General features: G+C 35.0%; 10 protein-coding genes and 1 tRNA gene. 7 read left to right on the forward strand and 4 right to left on the reverse strand.

The features are described from left to right. Position 1: 1 nt before the first annotated feature. The 5 genes from C564_RS0110775 (at position 2) to parC (ending at position 7,509) form a co-directional block, all read left to right on the forward strand. Positions 2–679, forward strand: coding sequence for a response regulator transcription factor (locus C564_RS0110775; RefSeq protein ID WP_018765336.1), 678 nt, complete (start codon positions 2–4; stop codon positions 677–679). A gap of 353 nt (positions 680–1,032) precedes the next feature. Further along, positions 1,033–2,262 (forward strand): S1C family serine protease, encoded by a 1,230-nt coding sequence (locus C564_RS0110780; RefSeq protein WP_018765337.1) that lies wholly within the window; start codon positions 1,033–1,035, stop codon positions 2,260–2,262. Positions 2,263–2,334: 72 nt separating this feature from the next. Further along, positions 2,335–2,748 carry a CoA-binding protein gene (locus C564_RS0110785; protein WP_003207948.1) on the forward strand — a complete coding sequence of 138 codons (414 nt, stop codon included), beginning with the start codon at positions 2,335–2,337 and terminating at the stop codon, positions 2,746–2,748. 374 nt (positions 2,749–3,122) lie between these two features. Continuing rightward, entirely contained in the window at positions 3,123–5,087 is a 1,965-nt protein-coding gene (parE, locus tag C564_RS0110790) for a DNA topoisomerase IV subunit B (RefSeq protein ID WP_003199055.1), read from the forward strand. Position 5,088: 1 nt separating this feature from the next. Further along, positions 5,089–7,509: a DNA topoisomerase IV subunit A gene (gene parC / locus C564_RS0110795; RefSeq protein ID WP_003199054.1), complete on the forward strand. Its 2,421-nt coding sequence runs from the start codon at positions 5,089–5,091 to the stop codon at positions 7,507–7,509. Between the two features lie 360 nt (positions 7,510–7,869). On the opposite strand, the gene C564_RS0110800 is transcribed toward parC, so the two are convergent. The 3 genes from C564_RS0110800 to C564_RS0110810 form a co-directional block, all read right to left on the reverse strand. Continuing rightward, positions 7,870–9,021, reverse strand: a complete 1,152-nt coding sequence (locus C564_RS0110800) for a cysteine desulfurase family protein (RefSeq protein ID WP_018765338.1) — start codon at positions 9,019–9,021, stop codon at positions 7,870–7,872. Between the two features lie 18 nt (positions 9,022–9,039). Next, entirely contained in the window at positions 9,040–9,933 is an 894-nt protein-coding gene (locus C564_RS0110805) for an LPD16 domain-containing protein (RefSeq protein WP_018765339.1), read from the reverse strand. Positions 9,934–9,954: 21 nt separating this feature from the next. Further along, positions 9,955–10,028, reverse strand: a tRNA-Cys gene (locus tag C564_RS0110810). A gap of 550 nt (positions 10,029–10,578) precedes the next feature. On the opposite strand from C564_RS0110810, the gene C564_RS0110815 reads away from it, so the two are divergent. Further along, entirely contained in the window at positions 10,579–11,511 is a 933-nt protein-coding gene (locus C564_RS0110815; protein ID WP_018765340.1) for a DMT family transporter, read from the forward strand. A gap of 140 nt (positions 11,512–11,651) precedes the next feature. Next, positions 11,652–12,302, forward strand: coding sequence for a hypothetical protein (locus C564_RS0110820; protein ID WP_018765341.1), 651 nt, complete (start codon positions 11,652–11,654; stop codon positions 12,300–12,302). A 43-nt stretch (positions 12,303–12,345) separates the two neighbouring features. On the opposite strand, the gene C564_RS0110825 is transcribed toward C564_RS0110820, so the two are convergent. Continuing rightward, on the reverse strand, positions 12,346–12,696 hold the full coding sequence (locus C564_RS0110825; RefSeq protein WP_003199046.1) for a hypothetical protein: 351 nt from the start codon (positions 12,694–12,696) through the stop codon (positions 12,346–12,348). Positions 12,697–12,766: the final 70 nt, after the last annotated feature.

Here is a 12,766-nt window from a genome sequence, read left to right on the forward strand (position 1 = left end):
GATGAACAAAACAGTATTACTTGTTGAAGACGAAAGAAGGCTACGCGAAATTGTTAGTGATTATTTTCGTAATGAAGGTTTTGAAGTGATAGAAGCTGAAGATGGAAAACAAGCGTTAGAATTATTTGCTGAACATACAATTGATTTAATTATGTTAGATATCATGTTGCCAGAGATAGATGGTTGGTCTGTTTGTCGTCGTATTAGAAAAGAGTCAGCGGTACCAATTATTATGCTTACAGCTCGTTCTGACGAGGATGATACATTGTTAGGTTTTGAACTTGGGGCTGATGAATATGTAACAAAGCCTTTTAGTCCTAAAGTACTAGTAGCTAGGGCGAAAACTTTATTAAAGCGTGCTGATGGGGCAGTAGGCTTTGCAGAAGAGAATGCACTTTCTATGGCTGGAATCGATGTGAATCGTCTTTCGCGTACGGTATCGGTAAACGGAGAAGAAATTATATTAACGCATAAAGAATTTGAACTTCTTGTTTATTTAATGGAGAATAAAGGAATCGTATTATCACGCCAGCATTTATTAGATCAACTTTGGGGATATGATTATTATGGTGATGATCGTACTGTAGATACACATATAAAAAAATTGCGAAATAAGTTAGGGGATAAAGCAAAACATATCGGAACTGTTATTCGAGTTGGATATAAGTTTGAGGAATAGTTTTTAAATACTATGTAATAAAAAAAACGATAGAAAAGCTTTCCTTTTGGTTGGAAGAGAGAATCCGCCCATGGATAGAAGCGGTCGGTACCTTTTTTAGCCCCATGCCGAGTGAAAACAGAGGGAGAAAACGAGTGGAGATCTCTTTTTGTTTTCGTAGCAGCAACTTATAGGTTGAAAATATAGTACATTTACACTCTCTTTTGTAGATGGAAATGTACAAATTACAGATTTTTTGTCTACAATAATGAATAAAAGTATTTTTTTAATTGGATTTCACGATGAGTTCACAAGAAGGACACAAAATGTGACTATACTAAAAATACGAATTCAGCAGAGAGGGGATATCAATTATGGGATATTATGACGGACCAAATATGAATGAAGAGCATAGTGAAACGAGAGAAGTAAAAAAATCAGGTAGTAAAAAAGGTTACTTTTTTACAGGTTTAGTTGGAGCAGTTATCGGAGCTGTTTCCATTAGTTTTGCAGCACCGTATATGCCATGGACAAATGGAAATGGGACGGCGTTAACTTCTAATTCAAAAGTAGAGGGAACTGTGGTTCCTGTTGCAAATAAAGTAAAGGGTGAAACGGATTTACCTGGTATGATTGAAGGGGCGAAAGAAGTAGTTGTAGGTGTTATCAATATGCAACAGAACATAGATCCATTTGCAATGGAGCAAGCAGGGCAGGAACAAACAGCTGGAACAGGATCTGGTGTAATTTATAAAAAAGCTGGGAATAAAGCTCTCATTGTAACAAATAATCATGTGGTAGACGGAGCAAACAAACTGGCAGTGAAACTAAGTGATGGTAAAACAGTAGATGCAAAATTAGTTGGGAAAGATCCATGGTTAGATTTAGCTGTTGTAGAGATTGATGGATCTAATATTAATAAAGTAGCCACACTTGGTGATTCCAGTAAAATTCGCGCTGGTGAATCGGCTATTGCAATTGGGAATCCATTAGGTTTTGATGGTAGTGTAACAGAAGGGATTATTAGTAGTAAAGAACGCGAAATTCCAGTGGATATTAATGGTGACAAACAGCCGGATTGGCAAGCACAAGTGATTCAAACAGATGCAGCAATTAACCCAGGGAACAGTGGTGGCGCATTATTCAATCAAAATGGTCAAGTCATCGGTATTAACTCTAGTAAGATTGCACAGCAAGAAGTAGAGGGTATTGGCTTTGCTATCCCAATTAATGTGGCAAAACCAGTCATTGAATCTCTTGAAAAAGATGGAACAGTAAAACGTCCAGCGATGGGAGTAGGAGTTGCATCTCTTGAGGATTACCCACCGTATGCATTAGGACAATTAAAATTACCAAAAGATGTTACAAAGGGTGTTCTCTTAAGCAAAATTTATCCCGTCTCACCAGCTGAAAAAGCAGGACTTCAGCAGTATGACGTTGTTGTAGCATTAGATGGCCAAACAGTAGAAAACTCACTTCAATTCCGTAAATATTTATATGAAAAGAAAAAAGTTGGCGATAAAATTGAAGTAACATTCTATCGAAATGGTGAAAAAATGACGAAGACAGCTACTTTAGCAGATAACTCTTCTGCTAAGAATTAATAAAGAAAGTCTCTTTCGTATTGAAAGAGACTTTCTTTATCGGCTATACTAAAAGAATAGGAGGGATTTAATATGACAATTGAAAACCCAACTCGTACGGAAATTGGTGAAGTATTGAAAAATAGCAAAACAATTGCGGTTGTTGGATTATCTAACAAACCAGAACGTACATCCTATATGGTTTCAAAAGCAATGCAGGATGCAGGGTATCGTATTATCCCAGTAAACCCAGTCGTAGATGAGGTACTGGGAGAAAAAGCTGTTCCGTCATTAAAAGATATTAAGGAGCATGTCGATATCGTAAATGTATTCCGTCGTTCTGAATTTTTAATGGACGTCGCAAAGGAATTTGTGGAGATTGATGCGGATGTTTTTTGGGCACAATTAGGAGTACAAGATGAAGATACATATAAATTTTTAAAGGAAAAGGGATATACTGTTATTATGGATCGTTGTATAAAAGTAGAACATGCAATGACGAGGTAGTATAGACATTGTAAACGAAAGATCGATTCAGCTCGGGAGAATACTTGAAGACTGGGTAGATGAACGAGGTGTTCATCATGAGATTTTTTAAAGGCTGTTTTTGGGGATTGCTACTTGTTATCCCATTTTGGATAATTGTCATTTGGTTAATTGCCAAATGGTGGAGTGTGTAATTGGAATACATATCCATTTTTCGTTGACAAACGATTATTTTTCTGAAATAGTAGCCTAGAGGAATCCTTGTGAAAAAACAAGGATTTTTCTATTGAAAATAGTATATAAAAGACATAACATAACTTGCCAAAAGGATGGTTAAGGCGTTATTCTATAATAGAAACATATGTTCTGATTTGATTAGGAAAGGGGCAAGGAGTTTGGCAAAGCATCAGTTTCAATATAATGAAGATGCCATTCAAGTGCTTGAAGGTCTTGAAGCCGTTCGAAAACGCCCGGGTATGTATATCGGGAGCACGGACAGCCGTGGATTGCATCATTTAGTATACGAAATAGTAGATAACTCAGTTGATGAAGCATTAGCGGGGTTTGGCGACGAAATTTCTGTCGTAATACATAAGGATAATAGTATTAGTGTTATTGATAAAGGGCGCGGGATGCCTACGGGAATGCATAAACTTGGAAAACCTACACCTGAAGTGATTTTAACTGTACTTCATGCAGGGGGGAAGTTTGGACAAGGAGGTTATAAAACGAGTGGCGGTTTACACGGTGTTGGTGCATCTGTTGTAAATGCATTATCAGAATGGCTCGTTGTAACCATTAAACGCGATGGGTATATATATGAACAACGTTTTGAAAATGGTGGTGTTCCTGCAACGACACTAGAGAAAATTGGAAAAACAAAACAATCTGGAACAACGATGCATTTTAAACCAGATCCATCAATTTTCAGTACAACAAATTATAATTATGAAACGTTATGTGAGAGATTACGTGAATCTGCATTTCTGTTAAAAGGTATGAAAATCACTATAAGAGATGAACGAAATGATTTAGAAGATGTTTTTCATTATGAAACAGGAATTGAAGCATTTGTTTCTTACTTAAACGAAGAAAAGGACTCTATACATCCAGTTGTTTACTTCACTGGTGAACAAAATGGGATTGAAGCAGAACTTGCATTTCAATTTAACGATGGCTATTCAGAAAATATTCTTTCATTCGTAAACAATGTACGTACGAAAGATGGGGGGACACATGAGGCAGGATTTAAAACAGCGATGACACGTGTCTTTAATGAATATGCTCGTAAAGTCTCTTTGCTAAAAGAAAAAGATAAAAACCTAGAAGGTACAGATATTCGCGAAGGGTTAGCGGCGATTGTTTCTGTACGTGTACCGGAGGATTTATTGCAATTTGAAGGTCAAACAAAAGGTAAGCTTGGTACAAGTGAAGGACGTTCATCTGTCGATGCAATTGTTTCGGAACATTTAGCATACTTTTTAGAAGAAAATCCAGATGTAGCAACACTTCTTGTGAGAAAAGCAATTAAAGCAGCACAAGCCCGTGAAGCAGCGCGTAAGGCTAGAGAAGAAGCTCGTACTGGTAAGAAGAAAAAACGTTCAGAAGGAACGTTGAGTGGGAAGTTAACACCTGCGCAATCACGTAATCCACAGAAGAACGAACTATATTTAGTAGAGGGTGACTCTGCTGGTGGCTCTGCAAAGCAAGGGCGTGATCGCCGTTTCCAAGCTGTCTTGCCACTGCGAGGTAAAGTCATTAACACGGAAAAAGCAAAGCTTGCTGATATTTTCAAAAATGAAGAAATCAATACAATTATTTATGCAATTGGTGGCGGCGTTGGAAATGAATTTACTGTCGAAGATATCAACTATGATAAAGTCGTAATTATGACCGATGCTGATACGGATGGCGCACATATTCAAGTGTTACTACTTACGTTTTTCTACCGCTATATGAAGCCGTTAATTGAAGCTGGTAAAGTATTTATTGCTCTTCCACCTTTATATAAAGTAAGTAAAGGAAAAGGGAAAAGCGAAGTCATTGAATATGCATGGTCAGATGAAGAATTAGATGGCGTAACGAAAAAGGTCGGTAAAGGATATATGTTGCAGCGCTATAAAGGTCTTGGCGAAATGAACGCGGATCAATTATGGGAAACAACAATGAATCCAGAAACGCGTACGCTAATTCGCGTAAAAATTGATGATGCAGCAAGAGCAGAACGCCGCGTGACGACATTGATGGGTGATAAAGTAGAACCACGTCGGAAATGGATTGAGCGTAATGTACAGTTTGGTATGCAAGAAGAAGGTAATATTTTAGAGAATGAAATGATTATGGAGACGGAGGTGGAATAACATGCAGGCAGAGAAGTTTCATGACCTCCCGCTTGAAGACGTGTTAGGTGACCGCTTTGCACGTTATAGTAAATATATTATTCAAGATCGCGCGCTACCAGATGCTCGTGATGGTTTAAAGCCAGTACAACGTCGGATTTTATATTCAATGTATGTAGAAGGAAACGTACATGATAAACCATTTCGTAAATCAGCTAAAACAGTTGGTAATGTTATTGGTAACTATCATCCACACGGTGATTCTTCTGTATATGAAGCGATGGTACGTTTAAGCCAAGATTGGAAAGTACGTAACGTATTAGTTGAAATGCACGGAAATAATGGTAGTGTTGACGGTGATCCAGCGGCAGCAATGCGTTATACAGAAGCTCGTTTATCGCCAATTGCATCTGAGTTACTCCGTGATATTGATAAAGAGACAGTAGAATTTGTATCAAACTTTGACGATACAAGTGAAGAACCTGTTGTATTACCAGCAATGTTCCCGAATTTATTGGTAAACGGTTCAACAGGGATTTCAGCTGGATATGCAACAGAAATTCCACCGCATCACCTTGGAGAAGTAATTGATGCAACAATGATGCGTATCGATAAGCCAAATAGTTCCGTAGATGATTTATTAACAGTTATAAAAGGACCTGATTTCCCAACAGGTGGCATTATTCAAGGGCTTGATGGAATTAAAAAAGCATATGAAACAGGAAAAGGGAAAATCATCATTCGTGGAAAAGCGGAAGTTGAAACGATTCGCGGTGGCAAACAGCAAATTGTCATTACAGAAATTCCATACGAAGTCAATAAAGCAAACCTTGTAAAGAAAATGGATGAACTACGTCTAGATAAAAAGCTAGATGGAATTGCGGAAGTACGTGATGAGACAGATCGTACAGGTCTTCGTATTGTTGTGGAACTAAAAAAAGAAGCAAACGCAGAAGGTATTTTAAATTACTTATATAAAAATACTGATTTACAAGTTCCATATAACTTCAATATGGTGGCTATAAATAATCGTCGTCCAACATTAATGACGTTACCCAAGATTTTAGATGCGTACATTGGGCATCAAAAAGAAGTTGTTACACGTCGTTCGGAATATGAGTTGCGAAAAGCTGAAAATCGTCAACATATTGTGGCAGGTTTAATGAAAGCATTATCGATTTTAGATGAGGTAATTGAAACAATTCGAGCATCTAAAGATAAGCGTAATGCAAAAGATAATTTAAGTGCAAAATTTGGATTCACAGAAGCGCAGGCAGAAGCAATTGTATCCTTGCAACTGTATCGTTTAACAAATACAGATATTACAGCACTAGAAAAAGAAGCGGAAGAACTAGAGAAGAAAATTACAGAATTACAAGCGATTTTACAAAGTGAGAAAAAGCTCCTTCAGGTCATTAAAGCAGATCTAAAGAGAGTAAAGAAAACGTATAGCGATAATCGCCGTGCTGTTATTGAAGAGGAAATTGAAGAAATTAAAATTGATGTGGAAGTTATGATTCCACAGGAGGATGTCATCGTTACTGTAACGAAAGAAGGTTATGTGAAGCGAACTGGTTGGCGCTCACATAATGCATCGAACGGGAAAGACTTCGGTATGAAAGAGGGCGACATCTTACTCGAGCGTTTCGATACAAATACAACAGAAATAGTTCTCTTATTTACGAATAAAGGAAATTATATTTATCTTCCAGTATACGAAATGCCGGACATTCGTTGGAAAGATTTAGGTCAGCATGTGGCAAATATCGTTTCACTTGATAGGGACGAGACATTAATTTGGGCAACCGTTGTACCGAATTTCGAGGAAGAAAAGCGATTTATTGTGTTTGTTACACGAAATGGTATGATTAAGAAAACGGAATTAAATCAGTATAAAGTTCAGCGCTATTCAAGAGCGTTTGTAGCCGTAAACTTGAAAAAAGATGATGAAGTTGTCGATATCTTCGCAACAGATGGAACAAGTGATATTGTTCTTGCAACACATGGTGCATATGCACTTATTTTTAATGAAGAAGAAGTAAGCCCAGTTGGTGTAAGAGCAGCTGGGGTAAAAGGGATTAATTTAAAAGAAGATGATTATGTTGCTTCTGGTAGACCGTTAAATAGTGAAAAAGATCAATTGATTCTCGTAACGCAGCGCGGTGCAGTTAAGCGATTAAAAGCTTCCGAAATTGAGAAATCAACAAGGGCGAAGCGAGGCCTTGTTATCTTCAAAGAGTTAAAACGTAATCCGTACCGTATTGTCGGTATTGAAATTGTTCGTGATGATGAACTTGTTTATATGAAAACAGAAAAACAGATTGTAGAAGAAATAGATCCAAAAGCATTTCGTAATAAAGACCGGTATAGTAACGGTAGTTTAGTACTAGATGTTACTGATACGGGTGAAGTGGTTGAGACGTGGACGAAGAAACGGATATAGTGAATAAACGATAGTAAGTATTTCAATTAAATATACTTATCTTATTAGTGAAACCCATGTTCTATATAGAACATGGGTTTCTTGGAGTAGTAGGGCTTTAAATTCACCACTATTCTAATTTTTTTAGTTTTTTCATGAAAGTAAACCAAAAAGAATTAGGATGAAAAATAAGGGGGATTATGTATTGATAGAAACGGGGGACAGTACGTCATCATCATATTAAGACGATAAGAAACTCTCGAAAATATATTGTTTCAAGTTATAATCTTTTGTTAAAATCTTAGACTGTTGCGAAGCACAAAAAAGCACTATTCTTTCTGTGAAAATATACAGAAAGAATAGTGCTTTTTTATATTATTTTTAAAATCCCTGTTGCACGCAATAAATATCTTTAATTTTAGCTATAATCTCATCAACAGCGTATAAAATTTCTTCTTCACTTAAATATGGACTAATGGATATACGAATAGAACTATTGGCTTCTTCTTTGGATAATCCAATCTCTTGTAATACATATGACGGTTCTAAACTGTTTGAATTACAAGCAGATCCTGAAGAAATAGAAACAGTTCTCATACCTGCTATAAGTGTTTCTGAACTAATATTTGGGATCATTATATTTATGATATGAGGTATGCTATTTTCCATACATACATTTATGCGAGAAAGGGCTATTTCTTGTTGAATTTGATTTATAACAATTGTTCTTAATTTCAGTGCTTTTTCATAATTCTCTTTTAGTTCTAATATAGCTATATCACTAGCTACGCCCATGCCAGCTATTAGTGAAGTGGGTAATGTTCCACTCCGTAAATATGTTTGTTCACCACCAAACAATAAAGGACGAAAATATTCCTGTTTGTGCTGATTTACATATAAAATGCCTATACCTTTTGGTCCGTAAATTTTATGTCCAGATAAAGATAAAGCATCTATGTCCAATTTTTTCACATCTATTGGTATTTTTCCAAAAGCTTGAACAGCATCTACATGTATCAATGTTTTATATTTTCTGCATAAAGCAGAAATCTCATTGATTGGTTGAATTGTTCCCACCTCAGAATTAACATATGCAAAACTAACAACTCTTGTATCATCATCTAATAAGCGACTCAATGAATCTAAGCAAATGGTTCCATCACGTTTAATGTCCACATATTTTACGATAATACCTCTTCTTTGTAACTCTTTTCCAACCTCTAAAATCGATTTATGGTCTATAGGTGAGAGAATTACATTTACGGGTTCTTTTTCATGATAATCAATTGCTCCTAACAACGCCAAGTTGTTACTTTCTGTTGCACCCGAAGTAAATATTATTTCTTCTTTATGAGCACCAATAGAAATTGCAATCTTACTTTTCGCTTGATACACCGCATACTGTGCTTTTTTTCCCATCACATGCTGAGATGAAGGGTTTGCAAATTCTGTTTTCATGTACTTTTCTACAACTTCGATCACTTTATTATGACATGGAGTAGTAGCAGCATAATCTAAGTACACCTGTCTCATAAGCATTGCCCTCCTTTATCACGAAGAAAACACAGAAAAATTAACGGTTTTTTCATAGATTTCTTCTTTTGACATTTCGCCACTTCCACCAGGATCCGCAACAATCACTTTCATCCCTGTTAAATTATATAGATTAAGAGCGATTTCAATACCTGTACGTACAGGTTGGTAACACTCTCCAGGTGCGAATAATAACAATGCTCTATAACCTGCCTTATGTACCTCAGCTATCATTTCTGTAATTTCTCCTGCACATCCAGTTACACCACAACTAATTAATGTTTTATAATTTCCATCCTCATCTACAAATGATACTTCGGATTGATTTTCTCGATCGTTTAACATTCTCTTTTCTAATTTTCCTTCTTTTACTAGCTTACTAGCGCTTTTTTGAAATCTATATTTAAGCCAAGTTTCAGGGAAAAAAATCGGATTTTTTCGGTTAGGCAAGATACTCTGTTGATTAAAGTATTTACTCTTTTCTAAACTTGTAACGTAAGCTTCTGGAATTTCTGTATATCTCTCATAAAACTCTTTGCGAAGATCACTAACACTTGCATTTGTAGATGGAACGTATTGCCAATCATTAATTAACAATAGGTATTTAATGTCTTTAAATTGTTCATAAAATTGCTCGCCTAATTGAATTCCGATATTCCAAGTGTATAAAGGGAATATACCTACCCTACGTGAAATCCTCTCTTTCATCATATCTGTTTTCTGTTCTTCGATAATTCCAGGAGTTAAGCTATTTGTTTCTTCATTAAAAAAGAGCATAAAATGCCCTGACATAATTACTAATTCTTCTTGAGTAGTATTTTTTAATTCTTCACTGATTAACTTGATCATTTCTTCTTCTGATGCAACTAATTGATGAATTCCTTTCTTTTTTACATTCATTGAATTCGACATAAGTTACCTCCTTAAAATGTATGGAGGCAGTGCTTGGATTTGAACCAAGGAATTAGGTTTTGCAGACCTATGCCTTACCACTTGGCGACACTGCCATCATATAAAGTTTAGATACTAATTTGAAACTTGTTTATCATGTTGTTCATAGTATCATCCTTAAAAAATAACCGTCAATAATATTCTGAATATAATTATTTTTCTCAACATCAAAATGAATCCCTAGAAAATTTATTGAAAATATAAGCATTCAAATAAAATAAAGAGATATACAAGATATTTTAAAATAATAGTGTTTTTGAAGAATAAGAAACATAGCCATAAAATACTTTTTTTTAGTCTATGGTTGATTATTCGGTATAAATTTCTCAAAAGATAATCAGTTTTTTATTTTGCAAATATAAGATGCTACATGCTATTGTTAGTTATGATTTTTAGAAATTCTTGTTTTCTAAAAGAGCTGATTCATTATAAACGAGTTTTCAGCCAAAGGGTAATTAACCATGAAATCATCATACATACAAGATCTTTCAACTCATAAAGGCTTAAGAGCTTATGCTATGTAACCAGTTGAATATCAAAATAATAACAAGCAACATGCTAAATAAAGCTATTAATACTAACAATTTAGTGAGAAAGGAATCCAATATGTCCAAACAAACAATTGCTTATATTCAAATGTCATTTGCAATGGTTGCAATTGGAAGCTTCGTTATTGTTAATAAGTACATTATTAAAGAACTTCCTATATTTATTGCTTCTGAGCTTAGATTACTAATTGCTTGCTTAATATTACTTCCTTTATTTTTATATAAAGGTGAAAAAATGCCTAAACTAGTAAAAAAGGATTACATCATATTTTTTCTTCAAAGTTTTATAGGGGTGTTTTTATTTAGTGTTTGCACATTATATGGTTTAAGACAAACAACAGCTTTAGATAGCGGCATTATTATGAGTTGTACGCCTGCAATAATGGCTTTAATCTCTTATTATTTTCTAAAAGAAAGATTAGGAATGAATAAAATAGGAGGGATTCTTTTAACTATTTTAGGTACATTGTCTATCAATGTTTTTGGTCAGGTATTAAATTTTAATGTAGGCTCGCACCCATTAATAGGAAATATGTTAATCTTCTGTGCTGTTATTGGAGAAGCGATTTTCTTTTCCTTTGGAAAATTAATTTCTACACCTTTAAGACCTTTAACGATGACAACAATTATGAGTTTGACAGGTGCGGTATTATTTTTGCCTTCTGCAATATATCAATCTTTACATTTTAACTTTTTAACTGTATCTCCATTGGCGTGGCTACTCGTATTATATACAGGAGTTGTAATTACTGTATTAGCTGTTCTATTAATGAATCAAGGGTTAGAAGTGGTATCAGCGGGGACAGCGGCAGTATTTACTGCTTTAATGCCTATAAGCACAGTAATTTTATCAGCCTTTATATTACATGAACCTCTCTTCTGGTATCATATTTTTGGAATGACATTGGTTATTTTGGGTATTTTTGTTATTACTAACTCTTCGAGTGAAAGTAAAGAAATGTTTGAAAGAAGCAGGCAAGAAAATATGTAACAATAAATTTTCTCAATATAAGATTGCATATATTGTTGATTTCAATATTCAAAAAAACACATTGTTAATTTACAATAATTTAAGAACTATAGAACAGTAATAAATGTGTTAACTATATTCTGTAATAAAGGAGTCCATAAATGAAAAAAGTATATCCCTTTTTAATGACTGTATCTGTATGTATATTTATATCTGCTTGTTCCAATCAAACAAATTCTGAAAAAGAGGTAGAATCTGATAATAAAAAAGCTCCAATAGCTGAAACTAATGTAAAAGCTAAGCCTTATACAGAACCATTAACACAAGTAGGACAAAAAGCAAAGCATCCACTTGGAACAGTGATTCTAAAGCAATTAAGTGAGCCTAATACAATGATAGAAGCAGGGCCTCTTCATATTCAAGTAGAAAGAATTAAGGTAATTCAGAGTACAGAAGTAAGTGAAATTGGGAAATACAACTTAAAAGAACGAGAATTAGGTACAGAGCAAATGAATGCAATACAATTTACAACCACTTTAGAAAATACTTCAGATCAAGTACTTGATTTGGAACAAGGGCCTTTTAAAACACTTGTTTTAAGTAATGGTGAACAAGTAGATGTATATAAAATGAATGCGGATCCAAAAAGTCGAAGCTTAAATGCGAAGGAAAAAATGAAGTTTACACTTATCTGTTTCTTATCTCAAGCTCCAAATGATGTTAAATTCGTAAAAGTAATTACTGATGCGATACGAGATCAGCAAACAAAAAATGAAGTGAGCACAGTAACTACTACTGAGATTACTATGTAAAAAAGAAAACAGCCTGATGAGGCTGTTTTCTTGTGTTTTCCAATTAAAAAGCGCAGTATCCAACAACTGGTTTAGAAGAACCAGTTTTAATGAAATAGTCAGGAGCAAAGCCTTGATCTAACTCACCACCATAGCCATTATCATCTACAAAATCCCAAACCTTACTTCCCATATAAGATTCGCCATTCACATAGCAAAATAACCAAAGTTGAGTGCCATCTGGAATGTTTGATTCGGTCCGTGTGCCATTTATTGTTGGAGTTGTGCGAAGATCTAGCCCAGAACCTGTTTTTTGTACCGGATAAAAAGCAGCTTCCGTTACCGATTGACTTGCAAATAAAACCGAACCTGCTACCGCTACTGAAGCAATTGATAATGCAACTTTTTTAAACATACGTGTTACCTCCTAATAAATTATATTTTATTGCAGATGGGGAATCCCCCTCATACCTATCAAATAAAAA

The organism is Bacillus sp. 105MF (genome assembly GCF_000374885.1).
GTDB classification, from domain to species: domain Bacteria; phylum Bacillota; class Bacilli; order Bacillales; family Bacillaceae_G; genus Bacillus_A; species Bacillus_A pseudomycoides.